We start from the raw sequence: 16,689 nt of genomic DNA on the forward strand, positions 1-16,689 counted from the left end.
CGAGGCTTGCCTCTCTTCAAGCGCCGCCCTCTTTAGTAAGCGTGGCAATAGGCTGGCGCGCAGGGCGCGATGGCGCGGAACAGGGAGAGCGACATGACGGAAGAGGGGCGCAACCAACCCGAGGGCCCCGACTTCACGCAGGGAGTCGCTCCCGCCGAGATTTCCGAAGGTCGTCCGTTGCTTGGTCATGTGGCCGGCGAGGACGCGGTGATGGCGCGACAGGGGGACGAGTTCTTCGTGATCGGCGCTCATTGCACGCATTATCATGGACCCTTGGCCGAGGGCCTCGTAGTCGGCGGCTCGATCCGGTGCCCCTGGCACCATGCCTGTTTCAGCTTGCGCAGCGGCCGCGCGTTGCGCGCGCCCGCCTTTGATCCGCTGCCGCGGTGGCGGGTCGAGCAGGTCGAAGGAAAGGTGTTTGCGCGCGAAAGGCTGCCGGACCCCGCGCGCCCTGAGCGTAAGGGCGCCGCCGAGCCGCGCGGCGTCGTCATCGTCGGCGGCGGCGCCGCGGGCTTCGCCGCTGCGCAGATGCTCAGGGCGGAGGGTTATGACGGCGTTCTGGAGCTGATCAGCGCCGATCCGGCCGAGCCCTACGATCGGCCCAATCTCTCGAAGGACTATTTGGCCGGAACCGCGCAGGCGGACTGGCTGCCATTGCGCGACCCGGCCTGGTATCGAGACAACGGCGTCCAACTGCGTCTGGGGCAGCGCGTCGAAGCGCTCGATCCGGCGGGCAAGCGGCTGACCTTCGCTGACGGGGCGGCGCTGTCTTACGACGCGTTGCTTCTCTCGACGGGCGCTTTTCCCGTAAAGCTGCCGACGCCGGGAGCCGAACGGAGCCATGTTCATTATCTGCGCTCGCGTGGCGACGCCGACCGTCTCATCGCGGCCTGCGCCGGCGCCCGCCGCGTGGCCGTGATCGGCGCGAGCTTCATCGGCTTGGAGGTGGCGGCGTCGCTGCGCGCCCGCGGTCTCGACGTGCGCGTCATTGCGCCCGAGGAGATCCCAATGGCGCGCATTCTCGGGCCCGAAATCGGCGCGCATGTGAGAAAGCTCCACGAGAGCCACGGCGTCATCTTCCATCTCGGGGACACGGCGACGGAAATCGGCGAACGCACGCTCAAATTGAAAAGCGGCGCAACCTTGGACGCCGATCTCGTGGTCATCGGCGTCGGCGTGAAGCCGGATCTCTCGCTTGCGCAGTCCGCGGGGCTCGCGGTGGACCGCGGCGTGCTCGTCGACGAATATCTGCAGACGAGCGCGCCTGATATTTACGCCGCCGGCGACATCGCCAGCTGGCCCGACAAGATCACGGGCGAGCGGATACGCGTCGAACATTGGGTGGTCGCTGAACGTCAGGGACAGACGGCCGCGCGCAACATTCTCGGCCGCAAGGAAAAGTTCGACGCCGCGCCCTTCTTCTGGAGCCAGCATTACGACGAGGCGATTTCCTATATCGGAAACGCCGCGTCGTGGGATCGGCTGGAGATGTCAGGCGATCCGGCCGCCGCCGACTGCGCCGTTTCCTACTTCAAGGGCGACCGGCTGCTGGCCGTCGCGACCATCGGTCGCGATCTCGACAATCTGCGCGCCGAAGTCGCTTTTGAAGCGCGCATCGGCGCCGAGCCGCCGGAATCGATCGAATAGGGTTTGAGCTATTCGAAGCGTCCGGAGGCGTGGCTGAGCATGGTGTAAACCTTGCCGGCGTCGCCCGTCAGCAGGTCGAGCGCTTGCGAGCCGTCGTGGTCTCCGCGGCTTGTCTCGATGAGCAGATCCTCGAAATGCTGGACGTAGCGATCGGCGGTCGCGCGAAACGCCTGATCGACGCGATAGCGGCGACGAATTTCCTCGAAGGTCTGATGGCCTTGCGCGGTATAGAGACGGCGACCGAAAAGTCCGCCTTTCTCGCCGCGCTGATAGCGGCGCCATAGCTCGGCGACGGCGGCGTTGTCGACCATGCGCGCAATGTCGAGCGTCAGGCTGTCGAGGGCGCCCGCCGTCGCCAACGACCGCGCCTGGCGCGGCGGCTGCGGCGCGGCGTCGTCGAAGGAGGCGCGCGCAAGCAGGTTGCTCAGCCATCCGCCTTGCGGCTCGCGTGTCGGCTCCGCCAGCGCGACGCCTGGCGCTGGGCGCTCGGCGTGCGCTCCCTGATCCTGGACCGCCTGACGGAGCGCAGGGGCGCTTTGTTCGGCGATGTCATAGACGCGGCCCGAACGCGCCACGATGTCGGTGAGCTCGTTCAGCGCCTTCACCTGATCGCCGACGACCCGCCGCAGCGCCGCCGCCTGCTCCGCGGTTTCGCGCGGAATTTCAGTCGCGCCGCGCCGCACCTCCTCGCGGGTCTCCTCGATCTCGCGGTGAATGTTGCGCGCGAGGCCGCGAATCTCGTCTGTCGCGGCGTCGAATTTCGAGCGCGCGTCGCCGAAGAGACGGGTGATCTCTTCATTGGTTTCCGAGAAGGCGGCGCGCAGCGCCTCCGACGTCTGCTCGCGTTCGCCTTCCGCAGCGGCGCGCACCGCCGCAAAGCGCGTCTCGATCAGATCGGCGGTTTGCCGGGAGGTTTCGCTCAGCTCTCCCCCAAGGTCGCGCGACCGCGTCTCGATCGAGCGGAAGGAACGGTCCATCAATTCGCTGAACTGTGTCATGGCGCTTTCAAATTCGGCGCGCCGGCCTTCGATGAGCGTCACCAGATCTTCGAGCGAACGGCGGCGGGCGGCCATCACGGCGTCGAGCGCCTCCTGGCTTTGCGCCAGTTTTTCCGCGCTCTGCGCGAGCGTGTGCTGTCGTTCGTCGAGCGCCGCGACGATGGCGTTGGCGTCTTGCATCGTTCCGCCAGCCAATGCGCTGATATGTTCAACTTGCGTCGAAGCCTCGTTGAGCGCGCCGTGGAACTCGGCGAGGCGTCTGCCGAGTTCATGTTCGAGCGTGACCAGATTCCCGCCGGTCTTATCGATGACCGCATGGAGCGAGGCATTTGTCTCGCCGAGCGTGTCGAGCAGGGTGGGCAGCTCGGCGCGAATCTTTTCGTTTGTCTCCAGCAGAGCCGCAATCGAGGTCTGCGCGCTGGTCTCCAGCGTCAGCGCCAGCGCCTCGCGGGAGGCGTCCAGCGCGTTCGTCAGCTCGTCGCGCTTGACGCCAAGGCGCGAGACAAGGGCGGCGCTACTATTTTCAACGGCGGTCGTCACGAGATCGCCGATCGTCGTCAATTCCTGGGCGACGGCGCCGCCGCGCGCGTCGAGCACGGTCTGCAATTGCGTGAGGCGCTCATCCAGCGCGCCGCTGATCTCCGCGACGCGTTCGGCGAGCGACTGGCCGAGATCACCGATGTGCGCATGAAGCGTCGTATCGAATTCGCGCCGCGCGACGGCGAGAACGTCTTTGATGTCCTGCAGACGGGCGCCGATCGTGTCCACGACCAGTCGGCCTCCTTCGTCAATTTCCGAAGAAACGGCGCCGAGCCGGCTGATCACATTGTTCTCGAGCAGCGCGATGCGTCCATCGAGGGTCGTTTCCAGCTCCTTCGCGTGTCCGCCCAGCGCTTCGTTGATTTCCTCTGTTCTGGAGGCGATCGTATGGGCAAGTTCGCTCGAGCGCGAGAGCAGCACCCAGTCGACGTCTTTGATCTTTGCGTCGAGCGTTTGCATGACTTGGCGCCCGCCGTCCTCCATCACCCGCGCGACTTCAGCCGCGTGTTTGGAGAGCGCCTCCTGCAGCATCTGGCCGCCGACGCCCAGGCCCGCGTCAACGCGGCCGACCAGTTCGTCGATACGGTCCGCCGCCTCCATTGTTCTGGCGTTGGCGACGTTCTCGAAGGCTTCGATCTTGTTCGACATCGTCGACGCGATGTCGATCGCGCGCGCGCCGAGCTTTTCGACCAGATGGCCGCCTTTGCTCTCGATCGCGCCGTCGATTTCGGCCAGTCTCGCGTCGATCTCATCGGCGAAATGGCGAGAATTGTCGCCGATCCGGGCGTTGTAATGCTCGACTTGCGCCGAGAGCCTCTCGACAAGCGCGCCGCCCTGCATACGGATGGTCTCGTCGAGCGACTGCAGCTGGTCGTCGATCCGATGCGTTATCTCTTGCGCCTGCACGTCGAGTCGTGCGGCCGCGTCCATCGTCCGCGTCGTCAGATTGTCGACAAGCTGAGTTCCCTTGCCGCCGATCACGTCTTCGACGACAGCGAAGCGCTGCGTGAGTTCGGCGCTGAGGCGTTCGGCCTGCGCGCCGACCCGGTCGGCGAGTTCGCCGCCGTCGCGAAGCAGCGCATTCTCGAATTGGGTGAGCTGTTCGCCGAGCGTGACCGCGATGCGCTCGCCATGGTCGGCCAGCGAGGCCACGACGTCTTTGCTTTCTGACAGGACGGCGTTCTCGAAGGCGCCGAATCGATCGTTCACCAATTCATGCAGCCGCTCGCCCTGCGTGGCGATCGCCAAAACGGCGTCGCTCGCCGTATTGGCGAAGCGCTCATGCATTGTCGTGGCGTTTTCGGCGAGAGCCGAGGAGGCGTCGGCGACGCTTTGGCGAAGCTTGTCGCGCAACGCCGCGCCATGCGCCTCGAATTCTTGCAGCGCGAGTTCGCGCGTCGTCTCCATGGTTTTGGCGACGAGCATTCCCGCCGTCTCGAGCGCGTTGAGCCGCTCGTCGAGCAATTGGTCGACGCGCGTCGCATGTTCGCCGACGACCGACGCCACGCTTTCACTGTGACGCTTAACGGCGTCTTCGAAGGAGCCTAGCTTTTCGGCGAGATCGACTTCGGCGCTACCGGCGTGCGCCGCCAGGCGCTGCGCGATCTCGCCACCCTGGCGCACAAGCACGTTTTCGATCGCTTCAAGACTCTGCGCGACAGCGTCGCTGACCTGTCCGCTGTTGCGGGCGAGGCTGTCTTCGAAGGCGGCGAGTTTGCCGCCAAGTTCTGCGGCGGCGCGCTCGGTGCGGGCCGCGACCCGGGCCGCCAAATCTTCGCCCTGGCGCGCGACGACGTCTTCGAACGTCGACAGGCCTTGCGAAAAGGCCACCGTGGCGCGTTCGCCGTGTTCGCTGACGCGCTGGGTGATTTCTTCGCTGTGACGCTCGACGGCTTCTCCGAAAGCGGCGAGCTGCGCGGAGAGGGTCGATGCGGCGCGTTCTCCACGCTCGCCGACGCGTTCGGCAACCTCGTCGCCGTGGCGGCTGATGGAGTCCTCAAAGGCGGTGAGTTGCGCCGAGAGCGTCGATGTTGCGCGCTCGCCTTGCTCGCCGACACGCTGCGCGATCTGTTCTCCGTGGCGCGTGACTGCGTCCTCAAACGAGGCCAGCTGAGCTGCGAGCGTCGATGTCGCACGTTCGCTCTGTTCGCCAACGCGCAAGGCGATGTCGTCGCTGTGGCGCACGACCGTCTCTTCGAAGACGGCGAGCTGCGACGTCAGCGTCGACGTCGCCCGTTCGCCATGTTCGCTGACGCGCTGCGCGATTTCCCCACTGTGGCGGGCGACCGTGTCCTCAAAGGCGGCGAGCTGGGTCGCAATGGTGGACGTCGCGCGTCCGCCATGTTCGATTACGCGCGTCGCGACGTCGTCGCTGTGCTGCGTGACGGCTTCCTCGAATGCTGCGAGCTGAGCCGACAATGTCGCCGTCGCGCGCTCGCTCTGTTCGCTGACCCGTTCGGCGATTTCGCCGCTGCTGCTATTGACCGACTCTTCGAATGCGGCGAGCTGCGCGGAGAGCGCCGATGTTGCGCGCTCGCTGTGCTCGCCGACGCTCTGCGAAAGTTCCTCGCTGCGTAGCGCAACCGCCGTCTCGAAGGCGGCGAGCTGCGTCGCAACGGTCGTCGCGGCCCGCTCGCTGTGTTCGGCGACGCGCGAGACGACTTCCTCGCCGTGGCGCGCGAATGTGTCTTCGAACGCGCTTAGACCGTCCGAAATGACTGAGCTGACACGGTCGCCATGTTCAGCGACGCGCATGGCCGCTTCCGCGCTGTTGCGCACCACGGCGTCTTCGAAGGCGGCAAGCCGCTCGGCGAGAGTGGTCTCGATCTGCAGCCCGCGTTCGGCGATCCGTTCCGCAACTTCGCCGCCGCGGCCGAGCACGGTCTGTTCGAAGGCCTGGAAGTTTTCGGCGAGCGTTTCATTGACTCGGTCGCCGTGCTCCCCGATCGCCGACACCGCTTCGCTGGCAGCGGCGACGAAACGCGTCTGCACGGCGTCGACCTGTTCGACAAGCGCCGTTGAACTCTGGTTCAGGCTGCGCGAGATTGCGTCATGAAGCGCTTGTCCGCGCAACTCGAATTCGTTCTGCGCCTTCTGATGCGTGTCTTTGAGCAGGCCGACGATTCGGGTTTCCGCCGTTTCGAAGGTCGCCCTGGCGTTTTCGACATGTTCGGCGACGCGGGTCGTGAGCCGTTCCTGGGTTTCGGCGAGCGAACGCTCAAAGGCGCCGCCCTGCGTCTCGATCGTTTCGCGAAGCGCGCCGCCGGTCTCAGCGAGCTGCGCGACGATCCGCTCCCCCTGGCCGCCGATCGCCTCGGAAAAACTCGCGCCGAGCTCTTCGAACCGTTCGAGCACATCCGCGCCGCGCGCGCCGAAATCGCCGGCGATCGCTTCGCTCGCGGCTTCCAGCTTGCGGCCAACTTCCTCGACTCCGTCGGCGAAACGGCGGCTGACGTCCTCGCTCGCGCCGGTCACTTTCTGCGCGACTTCGTCGCCGGTCTGGGTCAGGGCGATCAGCACTCTTTCGCCGTGACTGGCCAAGGTCGATTCAAAGGCGTCGCCCGCTTCGTCGAGCGCGAGCCGGATCTCCTCGCCCTTGGAGCCGAGCGAGGAGGTGACGCGCGCGCCTGCCTGGCTCACCGCTTCGGCGAGATGGACCGAGGTCGTGGCGAGTTCCTGAGACAGCGTCTCGCGCGCGCCAAAGAGCGCGGTACGGGCGTTGTCGGCGTTGACGACGATCGCTTCGCGTTCGCGGGTCAGCTCGTCGATGAGAAGCCGAATGCGCCGTTCATTCTCGGTGTAGGAGCGTTCGAGGTTGGTCACCTCGGTGCGCACGATCACTTCCAATTCGCCGGCCCTTGCCAGCGCGCGTTCGATGCCGTCTCCCATGGAGGCGGCTTCGCGCCGGATCGCCTGAGAGAGCGAGACGACTTGTTCGGTGGCGACCGTTTCCGGCTCGATCAGCCGAATGGCCACTTCGGTCATGGAGTTGGCGATGAGCCGCATCTCATGGGCGCGGCGCGCCATCAGTCCGGTGAGGAAGAGAAAGACGAGAGGCGCGAGCAGCGCGGCGAGCGTCAAAACCGGCTTCGGCGCGAGCGTCAATCCGTCGGAGTCGAGGATTTCGGCTTGATGGAAATAAACATACAAGGCCCAGCAGGCCGCCCACAGTCCCATGGAGGCGAAGGTGAGCGCCATGATCGAGCGGTTGGGCTTGATCTGCAGCGCCTGCCGCAACTCGCCGACCGTGCGGCGGTCGTCGTTCGCGGGCGCAAGGGCGGGCGCCATCGCTCCGGTCTGCGGTTGAACGCGGTTCTGCTGCTCGCCGTAGGCCGAGGCTGGCTTTCGCTGGTCCCCGGCGTGCGCTTCCGCTCTCGGGCTCTGGGGCGGGCCGGACCGGTTGTTCGCCTCATCCGCAGCGCCTGCGGCGTTCGGCGGCGCGCCGATATCCAGCGCCTCCTCGATCGCCGTCAGAGCGGCGGACGCCGCGTCCTGGATCTTTCCCGATGTCGCCATTCGCCCTCTCCAGCGGCGCAGACGCGTGTCGCCCGGCCGATTTCACGGCCCACCGCTCAGCGACCGCCATTGAATAAAGATTAACCAAACTTTACAGCCCATCCGGGGCAATTGAAACATGCGCTCGGGCCGTATCGGGAAACTTCGTTAACGCGCCCTTCAGGGTCGACGCGTCAGTCTCGATGTTGGGCGACCTTCTGGCGGACCTTTCCGGCGGACTGCAAAACGAACCGCTTTGCGATAGATATCAAGGGGAACAGGAATGGGGATGGCGAAACTGGCGGACTCCACGTTTGTTAATTGCCAAGCTCAGCCGCAGCCGTTTTCCGAGCTTGACGGGGAGGCGCCGATCGACCTTGTCCATCTCTCGCGGCAGACGTTCGGCGACCATGATCTCGAACGGGAGCTGCTGGGACTTTTCGACGCACAGGCGGCGCAATTTGCGAAACGCTTGCGCGCGCTCGCCGCGCAGGGCGACGCCGACTGGCGCATCGCGCTCGCGCATACCGTCAAAGGGTCGGCGCGGGCGATCGGCGCCTTTGAGGTGGGACGCGCGGCGGAGGCGTACGAACAGGCGCTGCGCAGCGCCGATGTGAGCGTCGCCGAAAAGGCTGAGATGCTGGGCGCCGCCATCGGACGCGCGCGCGGCGCCATCGCCCTACTGCTGGGCGGCGCGGCTCAGAACGGCCCCACGGGGAAATATTTCAAATAAAGCTCGGCGAATACGCCCCGCTGGGCGAGTCGGGAGAGCGCATAATCCAGCGCCCGGCGCAGCGGCGCATTGCCTTTTTTCACGGCGATGCCGACGCCCTCGCCGAAATATTTCGGATCGGTGAAGGGGCCATCGCGAAAAACGCAGCAGCCGGCCGCCTCGGCCCCGTTCAGCCAGTAGGATAGCGCGATCGCGTCGCCGAAAACCGCCTGAACGCGGCCGTTCTTGAGCGCGTTGCGGGCGAGGGCAGGCGTTTCGAACGTCACCAAGGTCGAGCGCGGATAGAAGGCTTGCAGAAACGCCTCGTGTCGCGAGCCCGCGACCACCGCGATCGGCCGATCGGCGAGAGCGGCGGGAGACGCCGACGTCAGGGTCGTATCGGCCTGCATGGCGAACCGGCCGGGCGTCAGCATGTAAGGTCCCGAAAAATCGACCTGTTTTCGAGTTTCATCGTTGATCGCGAGCGAAGCGATGACCGCGTCGCCGCTATTGTCGTTGAGCGAGGGAACGAGCAGATCCCACCGCCGCCGCTGGATCGTGCAGGCGGTGTCGAGTTCGACGCAGATCGCCCTGGCGAGATCGACGTTGAAGCCGGCGACCTGCCCATCCGAGAGCAGAAAATTGAACGGCGGATAGTCGTCCTCCGTCAGAAAGCGGATCTGGCGCAGTCCGGAGACGTCCGGCTTTTCCGGCGTGCGGTTGGGGTCCCAAAATGAGGGCGCATTCGCGGCCGGCGGCGTCGACGCGGGGGGCGCCGGCGCGGGCGGCGCCCCGTCAGCCGCCGCAGCCGCGAAGCTGGACGTCAGGAACAGCACGGCGAGCGCCGCACGGATGGAGGCGAGAAGACGGGGTCGGCGCGGCTGAGTGAGACGGCGCATAAAAGGATTGCGTGGCCCTTGCTGGAGGTCGATAGTCGCGCGCAGGCTGCGTGCGCTTGCCGGATTTATTGCATGAATTTCGTGCCGATCGATAGTGTTGCTTCCTCTGCTTCGCAGATCAAGGACGAACTTCCTTCTCAGCCTTTCAGACGCCGGGCGCTTGCTGATTCCTCGCCCGTTCGCCGGCCGCCGCCGCGTTCGACCGTATCGAGACCCATACCCGTCGAAATCGCCTTTCTCTCGGCGCATGGCGTGCCGGAGCAAGTGCTGCAATTCGCCGCCGCGACGGCGCGCCGCCAGGGCGTTTGCGCCGACGAAGCGCTGCTCGCCGAAGGGCTCGTCTGCGAGGATGTCTTCTATCGCGCGCTGGCGAAGCATCTCAACGTCGACTTTATCGACAGTTCTGTCGACGTCGCCGCGTCGGGCGTTGTGACGGCCGAATGCGGCTACGCGCGGGTTCGGGATCCCTCGAGCGGATATCTGTGGCTGTTCGCGCCGAGCGGCAGCGGCGTCTTCCGGTTGATGAGCGCGCGGCGTGCGGCAAGAGGCCGGCCGCTCTTCGCCATCACGACACGGACGCGGTTCTTGGAGGCGGTGCGCCGCGCCGATCCGGCCAACGTCGCGCGCAACGCGGCCTTTCTCGTCGAGCGCGTGGACAGGGAGCTATGCGCGCGCGGCGGCCTTCGGCGCGGACAGGTGGGACTGCTGCTCGTCGCGCTGGTCGGACTGGCGGCGAGTCTTTACGCGCCCTTCTTCTTTCTACGCCTTGCATCGTCCTTGCTTCTCGCAGGCGTGTTCTTTTGCGGCGTGTTTCTGAGGCTTTTCGCCTGCGTGGCGAGCCTGCAACGCTGCGCCGACGCGGAACCGCTCGAAAGCGACGCGCAACTGCCGATCTACACGATCGTGCTTGCGCTTTATCAAGAAGCCGCCGTGGCGCGCCAGCTCGCTCGAGCGATCGACCGTTTGGACTATCCGAGAGCCAAGCTCGACATAAAATTCGTTATCGAAGCCGACGATGAACCAACGGCTGCGGCGTTGCGCGCGCATCCGCCGCATGCGCCGCACGAGATCGTGATTGCGCCCGAGGGCGCCCCGCGCACCAAGCCGCGCGCCCTCAACGTCGCCATGCCGCTCGCGCGCGGATCGCTCGTCGCGGTGTTTGACGCGGAGGATTTGCCCGAGCCACGCCAATTGCGCCGCGCCGCGACGCTCTTCGCCGCCGCGCCGCCGAGCGTCGCTTGCCTGCAGGCGAGCCTTGTCATCGACAATGGCGAGCTGAATTGGATGACGGCGATGTTCGCGCTTGAATATGCGGCGCTTTTTGACGTCTACAACAAGGGCCTCGCAGCGATGGGGATGCCGCTCTTTCTCGGCGGCACGTCGAACCATTTCCGCATCGAGGCTTTGCGCGACATTGGCTTCTGGGATGCGTTCAACGTGACCGAGGACGCGGATCTCGGCCTGCGGCTCGCCCGCGCGGGCTTTGAGGTGCGGACCTTCGGCTCGCAAACCTTCGAAGAGGCGCCGGCGGTCTTCGGCGCGCTGGTGAAACAGCGCACGCGTTGGTTCAAAGGCTGGATGCAGACATTTATCGTGCATTGCCGCCGGCCCATGCGGCTTTTCGTCGATCTCGGCTCGCGGCGCGCGATCGCAGTGCTCGCAATGTTCGCCAGCGGATTGTTTGGTCCCTTGCTCGGCCCGTTCCTGGCGGCGCGCGTGGCCTATGATGCGATCTTTGGGGCTCTGTTGGCGCCGGCCGGGCCGCTTGAAATCGCTTTGAGCACGCTGTGGTGCTTTCTGGCGATCGCCGGCGCAATCTCCCTGATCTTGCCGCTCGCCATGGGGATGCGCCGTTGCGGCCTGACGCGGTTTCGCCGTGCGCTGATCTATCTGCCCGCGTGGCTGATGATGCTGAGCATCGCCGCCTGGCGCGCGCTTTATGAACTCTGGCGGCGTCCCTTCCATTGGGAAAAGACCGAGCATGGACTCACCATGCGCAGCGTTCCCGATGTGGAAACGGAAGTCGATCCATTCGTCTCAAGAGAAGAGCCACTGTTTGATCAGGAAGCCGGCGCTTAGCGCCTTGCCGTAATGCTCATGCAGCGCGACATGGCTCATGCCGGCGCGCGGCAGATCCGATTTCTTCAATCGCTTGAAGAAGGGAATGAGCACGTCCTCGAAATTCGTCACCGTGTATTTTCCGCCGTGGCGATCGGCGACCCGCTCGGCGACATTGGCGAACAGCAGCGCCAGCGCCTTGAACAGGGCCGGATGGGTGATCTGCTCATCGGCGTTGTGCAATCCGAGACCGTGCCGGCAGGCGCGCAAATAGGCGTTAAGCACCGCATAAACTTCCTCGGCCCGCGCGTCGACGAAGGCGCCCTTGATCGAGCGCAGCGCGGCGTTGAAGGTGACGCGTGAAATCGTGCCCTTGCGCCGCTCCGCTGGGCTGAGCAGCCCCTTGAGAGCGCTGTCCTCGCGTGTGTGAAAAAGATCGAAGACGTCGTGCAGCAGCGCGTCGGCTTTCGTCTCGACTTCCGAGAGGCGGCGGATGTCGAGCAACAGCTCATTGGGCACCGGCCGCTGCTTGGTGTTGATGTCCATGAACAGCCGGCATTCTTCCGAACGCTTCAGCTTGTTGTAGATCACCACGGGGACGTCGACCGCATGCTTCGCCAGTTTGAAGCCGAAGATGCGGTGCTGTCCGTCGATAATCAGGAAGGCGCGGGGGTCCTGCCGGAATGTCAGGGTTCCGGCGGCGCGGTCATAATGCATATGCGCGCGCGACTGCGCCGACAGCACGACGGCGCCCGGAACCGTGCCGAATCCGGCGTCGATATATTTGGCGATTGAAGTGGCGCGCTTTGGATCCAGCAGGCGCTGGAAGCCCTCTTCCGGATTCTCGACCCTCGGTTCGACCGTGCAGGTTTCGGCGAGCAGGCTGCTCGGCAGCACCAGCGCGTAAAAGCGGTGCTTGCCCTGGGAGACGAGTTGCGCCGGCGCGCTGATTGACGTTTTGCCGGCGGCGGAAGCGGAGGAGCGATATTCGGCCCCTTCGTCCGCCAGGGGGGCGGACTCAGCGATGTCGCTATGCGTGTCCCGATCCATGTTCTGATCCCTCGGAAGCGTGAACTTTCAGCGTTCACGACAGCTGACTCGACGAATCGACCGGCACTCGGACGAAGACGCTAAGCGGGAAAAGAGTCAGGAGCAAGACGGGTTGACAGCGGGAGGCGGGTCACCTGCCGTCAGCTACGGAGGCCGGGCGCCTCATGGCCCGTGCGCGCCACATATTCCGTGTAGCCGCCGCCATAAACGTGAACGCCGTCGGGCGTCAGTTCCAGCACCCGATTGGATAGCGCGGCCAGGAAGTGACGATCGTGCGAGACGAACAGCATGGCGCCCTCATATTGCGACAGCGCCGTGATGAGCATCTCCTTGGTCGCAAGGTCCAGATGGTTCGTGGGTTCGTCCAGCACGAGAAAGTTCGGCGGGTCGTAAAGCATTTTCGCCATGACGAGTCGCGCTTTCTCGCCGCCCGACAACACCCGGCATTTCTTCTCCACATCGTCGCCGGAGAAGCCGAAGCAGCCGGCCAGCGTGCGCAGCGAACCCTGTCCTGCCTGAGGGAACGAGTCCTCCAGCGACTGGAACACGGTGCGCTCGCCATCGAGCAACTCCATCGCGTGCTGCGCAAAATACCCCATTTTCACGCTGCCGCCCTGGGCGACGGCGCCGTCGTCCGGCAGCGAGGAGCCCGCCACCAATTTCAGCAGCGTCGACTTGCCCGCGCCGTTGACGCCCATGACGCACCACCGCTCATTGCGGCGCACTTGAAAATTCAGTCCCTCGTAAATTCTCCGCGCGCCGTAGCTCTTGTGCACGTTCTTCAGGGTGATCACGTCGTCGCCGGAGCGCGGCGCTGGCGGGAATTCGAACAAAACCGTCTGGCGGCGCCTGGGCGGCTCGACCCTGTCGATCTTCTCGAGCTTCTTCACGCGGCTCTGCACTTGCGCGGCGTGCGATGCGCGCGCCTTGAACCGCTCGATAAACTTGATTTCCTTGGCGAGCATCGCCTGCTGACGCTCGAATTGCGCCTGCGCCTGCTTCTCGTTCTGCGCGCGTTGTTGCTCGTAGAACACGTAATTGCCCGAATAGGTGGTCAACGCGCCGCCGTCGATTTCCACGATCTTGGTGACGATGCGGTTCATGAACTCGCGGTCGTGCGACGTCATCAGCAGCACGCCCTCATAGGCTTTAAGGAACTCCTCCAGCCAGATCAGGCTCTCCAAGTCGAGATGGTTGCTCGGCTCGTCGAGAAGCATGGCGTCGGGGCGCATGATGAGGATGCGGGCGAGCGCCACGCGCATTTTCCATCCGCCCGACAGCGCGCCGACGTCGCCGTCCATCATCTCCTGAGTGAAACTCAGGCCCGCGAGGATTTCGCGCGCGCGGCCTTCCAGGGCGTAGCCGTCGAGTTCCTCGAAGCGCCCCTGCACCTCGCCGTAACGCTCGATGATTTCTTCCATGTCGTCCGCCCGGTCAGGATCGACCATGGCGTCCTCGAGCTGCTTCAGCTCGGACGCCACCGCGCTGACCGGACCCGCGCCGTCCATCACCTCGGACACGGCGCTGCGGCCAGACATCTCGCCGACGTCCTGATTGAAGTAGCCGATGGTCACGCCCCGATCGACGGCCACCTGGCCCTCGTCGGGATGCTCCTGTCCCGTAATCATGCGGAAAAGCGTCGTCTTGCCGGCCCCATTGGGGCCGACGAGGCCGACTCTCTCGCCCTTAAGCAGCGTCGCGGAGGCGTCGATGAAGAGGATCTGATGACCGTTCTGTTTGCCGATGTTTTCGAGACGAATCATGTGTGCAGGGGGCCCGGAAAGGAAGTTTGGGTAGCCATTAGGCCATGCGGCGCGCCAGCGGAAGAGCATTCCCGAATCGCAAGCCGTCTCGGCTAAGCTTCGACGGAAGCGTCCGCTCAGGGTCAAAATCGTGAACCGCGGGGCGAGGGCGGCGCTGCTTACTCGCGGCGCGATTTCAATCGCTCGTTCGCGAGGACCAGGTCGCGTGCGAGACGCCGGCGAGGGCGGCGAGCGCGTCGACCACCGCGTCAAGCTGTCCGCCCGTTGCGCTCGACGTCGCGAGCGTCGCGACGATCTCCACGTCGTCTTCACGTTCGTTCTCAGCAATGTCCTGGATCGGATAAGAGGCGGCTTCGAGCCGCTCGATCAAAGTGTCCCGAATGGCGTCGCGTCGGGCGCCGCTCGTGGTGACGCGGACTTCATAGATCGCTTCCGTCGCGGTTTCGTCGATCGGCGTACGTTCGATCAGACGCACGAGCGGTCGAAGGATCGTGTTGCCGGCGAGCACGAAACCCGCGAGCAATAAGGCTTCCGCCGGGCGATCGGCGCCGGCGAAGCCGCCCGTCACCGCCGAGCACCAGACGGTCGCCGCCGTGCTCAGTCCGCGGATATTCATGCCTTCCTTGATGATCACGCCGGCGCCGAGAAAGCCGACGCCCGACGCCACATAGGCCAGCACCTGGGTCGCGCCCTGATTGCCCATGAGCCGCATGCCGAGGTCGACGAAAGCGGACGCGCCGAGCGCGACGAGAGCGTTAATCCGCAACCCGGCGGTGCGTTGCCGATACTGGCGCTCCGCGCCGATCGCGGTCCCGAGAACGAACGCCACGAGCAGCGACACAAACGTATTGAGAATTTCCGCGCTGTCGAAATTTGCAATGGCGTTCATGGTCTAAATCCACCGGCGTTCCGCTGTTTGGCTTATAGAAGCCGGGACGAAGCTTGTCGCGGCCGACGCCGCGATCTCGCGGAAAGTTGACCCTGAGGCGACGCTCCTGTATGAAGACTGCGCTGCGCCGCAGCATGAGGCGCTCCAGCCGCGTAGGTTGACGTTTTCGTCGACGAGCTGTCGAGCGCCCCCTTTTCCCACGCCGAGGCCCGTTACGCGGGGCCGACTCTTTTTTGGTCCTGAGCTGGCGCTCTCCTCGCCGGTCCTCGTGGCTCGAATCGACAACTGAAAGCAACAACTGAAGTGATGACATTCTCCGATCTCGGCTTGAACGAGATCCTGCTCCGCGCGCTTGAGCGCGAAGGCTACACAACTCCCACCCCGGTCCAAGCGCAGGCGATTCCCGCGCTTCTGCAAGGTCGCGACCTTCTCGGCGTGGCCCAGACCGGCACCGGCAAGACGGCGGCTTTCGCTCTGCCGATCCTGCACCGGCTGCTCGCCGATAAGCGGCGCCCGGCGCCCAACACGGCGCGCGCGCTGATTCTCGCGCCGACGCGCGAACTCGCGGCGCAGATCGCCGACAGTTTCCGCTCTTACGGCCATTTCTTTCGCCCAAGCGTCGGCGTCATCGTCGGCGGCGTGTCGCATCGTCCGCAAAATGAAATGCTGGCGCGCGGCCTCGACGTTCTGGTGGCGACGCCCGGGCGTCTGCTCGATCATCTCGGCAGCGGCCGTTTGAAGCTGGGGACGACCGAAGTGCTCGTTCTCGACGAAGCCGACCATATGCTCGATCTCGGATTTATCGTTCCGATCCGCCAGATCGTCGCGAAATTGCCCAAGCAACGGCAGACGCTGCTGTTCTCGGCGACGATGCCGCGCGAGATCTCCGCGCTCGCGGACGACATGCTGCGCGATCCGACGAAAGTCTCGGTGACGCCGGCGGCGACCACCGCCGAGCGTGTCGCGCAACATGTCTATCTCGTCTCGGGCGGCGCCAAGCGCGACCTGCTCGTCGAACTGTTGAACGACCGCGAGATTTCGCGCGCGATCGTGTTTACGCGCACCAAGCGCGGCGCCGATCGCGTCGCGCAGCATCTGGAGAGCGCCGGCGTCGGCGCCGACGCGATCCACGGCAACAAGAGCCAGAGCCAGCGGCTGCGCGCCCTAGACGGTTTCCGCAAGGGCCGTACGCGGGTGCTTGTCGCGACCGATATCGCCGCGCGCGGCATCGACGTCGACGGCGTGACGCATGTCGTCAATTTCGAATTGCCGGAAGTCGCGGAAGCATATGTGCATCGCATCGGCCGCACTGCGCGGGCCGGCGCGACCGGTCAGGCGATTTCGCTCTGCGACAATGGCGAGCGGCCGTTGCTGCGCGCGATCGAGAAGCTGACGCGTCAGACGCTTGAATTCACTGACCGGCGCGCCGAAGGCGCCCGCCAGGATGACGGCGACTCCGCGCGCCCGGCGCCGAAGAGGCCGAATTCGCCGGCGCCGCATCGCAACGGCGCGCAGCATCCGCGGCGCGAGGGACAGCGTCCCGCGGCAAAGCGACCGGGCGCCTCTTTCAATGGACAGAAGCGCCCCGCAAATGGCGGCGCGCGTCATAAGCAGGCGAACCGTCCGCAGGTTTAACGCT

At 65.3% G+C, this 16,689-nt stretch carries 9 protein-coding genes; 4 read left to right on the forward strand and 5 right to left on the reverse strand.

Annotation, left to right across the window (positions count from 1 at the left end; translation table 11 throughout):
• The first annotated feature begins 93 nt into the window (after window positions 1-93).
• The gene (locus IYX23_RS12315) at window positions 94-1,647 is read left to right on the forward strand and encodes an FAD-dependent oxidoreductase (RefSeq protein ID WP_196393025.1); all 1,554 of its coding nucleotides are present in this window, start codon (window positions 94-96) and stop codon (window positions 1,645-1,647) included.
• Window positions 1,648-1,655: 8 nt separating this feature from the next.
• Here IYX23_RS12315 and IYX23_RS12320 read toward each other — a convergent pair whose 3' ends face one another.
• On the reverse strand, window positions 1,656-7,700 hold the full coding sequence (locus tag IYX23_RS12320) for an apolipoprotein acyltransferase (RefSeq protein ID WP_196393026.1): 6,045 nt from the start codon (window positions 7,698-7,700) through the stop codon (window positions 1,656-1,658).
• A gap of 268 nt (window positions 7,701-7,968) precedes the next feature.
• Here IYX23_RS12320 and IYX23_RS12325 point away from each other — a divergent pair, with 268 nt between their 5' ends.
• On the forward strand, window positions 7,969-8,412 hold the full coding sequence (locus IYX23_RS12325; protein ID WP_246716743.1) for an Hpt domain-containing protein: 444 nt from the start codon (window positions 7,969-7,971) through the stop codon (window positions 8,410-8,412).
• Here the strand turns inward: IYX23_RS12325 and IYX23_RS12330 are convergent.
• Window positions 8,379-9,290 (reverse strand): transporter substrate-binding domain-containing protein, encoded by a 912-nt coding sequence (locus IYX23_RS12330; protein WP_196393028.1) that lies wholly within the window; start codon window positions 9,288-9,290, stop codon window positions 8,379-8,381. The two genes, IYX23_RS12325 and IYX23_RS12330, sit on opposite strands and share 34 nt — an antisense overlap.
• A 72-nt stretch (window positions 9,291-9,362) precedes the next feature.
• Between IYX23_RS12330 and IYX23_RS12335 the strand changes: the two genes are divergently transcribed.
• On the forward strand, window positions 9,363-11,369 hold the full coding sequence (locus IYX23_RS12335; RefSeq protein ID WP_196393029.1) for a glycosyltransferase family 2 protein: 2,007 nt from the start codon (window positions 9,363-9,365) through the stop codon (window positions 11,367-11,369).
• Here IYX23_RS12335 and IYX23_RS12340 read toward each other — a convergent pair.
• The 3 genes from IYX23_RS12340 to IYX23_RS12350 all read right to left on the reverse strand — a co-directional run bounded on the left by IYX23_RS12340 (window position 11,328) and on the right by IYX23_RS12350 (window position 15,050).
• Complete coding sequence (locus tag IYX23_RS12340) at window positions 11,328-12,398, reverse strand: DGQHR domain-containing protein (RefSeq protein WP_196393030.1); 1,071 nt, start codon at window positions 12,396-12,398, stop codon at window positions 11,328-11,330. The two genes, IYX23_RS12335 and IYX23_RS12340, sit on opposite strands and share 42 nt — an antisense overlap.
• Window positions 12,399-12,538: 140 nt before the next feature.
• Window positions 12,539-14,161 (reverse strand): ABC-F family ATP-binding cassette domain-containing protein, encoded by a 1,623-nt coding sequence (locus IYX23_RS12345; protein WP_196393031.1) that lies wholly within the window; start codon window positions 14,159-14,161, stop codon window positions 12,539-12,541.
• Between the two features lie 175 nt (window positions 14,162-14,336).
• Window positions 14,337-15,050 carry an MgtC/SapB family protein gene (locus IYX23_RS12350; RefSeq protein ID WP_196393032.1) on the reverse strand — a complete coding sequence of 238 codons (714 nt, stop codon included), beginning with the start codon at window positions 15,048-15,050 and terminating at the stop codon, window positions 14,337-14,339.
• A gap of 306 nt (window positions 15,051-15,356) precedes the next feature.
• Here IYX23_RS12350 and IYX23_RS12355 point away from each other — a divergent pair, with 306 nt between their 5' ends.
• Window positions 15,357-16,685, forward strand: coding sequence for a DEAD/DEAH box helicase (locus IYX23_RS12355; protein ID WP_196393033.1), 1,329 nt, complete (start codon window positions 15,357-15,359; stop codon window positions 16,683-16,685).
• The last annotated feature ends 4 nt before the right edge of the window (window positions 16,686-16,689 follow it).

This window comes from Methylocystis sp. L43 (genome assembly GCF_015709525.1).
In the GTDB taxonomy this organism is placed as follows: domain Bacteria; phylum Pseudomonadota; class Alphaproteobacteria; order Rhizobiales; family Beijerinckiaceae; genus Methylocystis.

What these genes read in the sequence shown, in the direction of transcription:
- IYX23_RS12315 (WP_196393025.1), top strand. Translation starts at nt 94, where the DNA reads ATGACGGAAGAGGGGCGCAACCAACCCGAGGGCCCCGACTTCACGCAG.
- IYX23_RS12320 (WP_196393026.1), bottom strand. Translation starts at nt 7,700, where the DNA reads ATGGCGACATCGGGAAAGATCCAGGACGCGGCGTCCGCCGCTCTGACG.
- IYX23_RS12330 (WP_196393028.1), bottom strand. Translation starts at nt 9,290, where the DNA reads ATGCGCCGTCTCACTCAGCCGCGCCGACCCCGTCTTCTCGCCTCCATC.
- IYX23_RS12350 (WP_196393032.1), bottom strand. Translation starts at nt 15,050, where the DNA reads ATGAACGCCATTGCAAATTTCGACAGCGCGGAAATTCTCAATACGTTT.
- IYX23_RS12345 (WP_196393031.1), bottom strand. Translation starts at nt 14,161, where the DNA reads ATGATTCGTCTCGAAAACATCGGCAAACAGAACGGTCATCAGATCCTC.
- IYX23_RS12355 (WP_196393033.1), top strand. Translation starts at nt 15,357, where the DNA reads ATGACATTCTCCGATCTCGGCTTGAACGAGATCCTGCTCCGCGCGCTT.
- IYX23_RS12335 (WP_196393029.1), top strand. Translation starts at nt 9,363, where the DNA reads ATGAATTTCGTGCCGATCGATAGTGTTGCTTCCTCTGCTTCGCAGATC.
- IYX23_RS12325 (WP_246716743.1), top strand. Translation starts at nt 7,969, where the DNA reads ATGGCGAAACTGGCGGACTCCACGTTTGTTAATTGCCAAGCTCAGCCG.
- IYX23_RS12340 (WP_196393030.1), bottom strand. Translation starts at nt 12,398, where the DNA reads ATGGATCGGGACACGCATAGCGACATCGCTGAGTCCGCCCCCCTGGCG.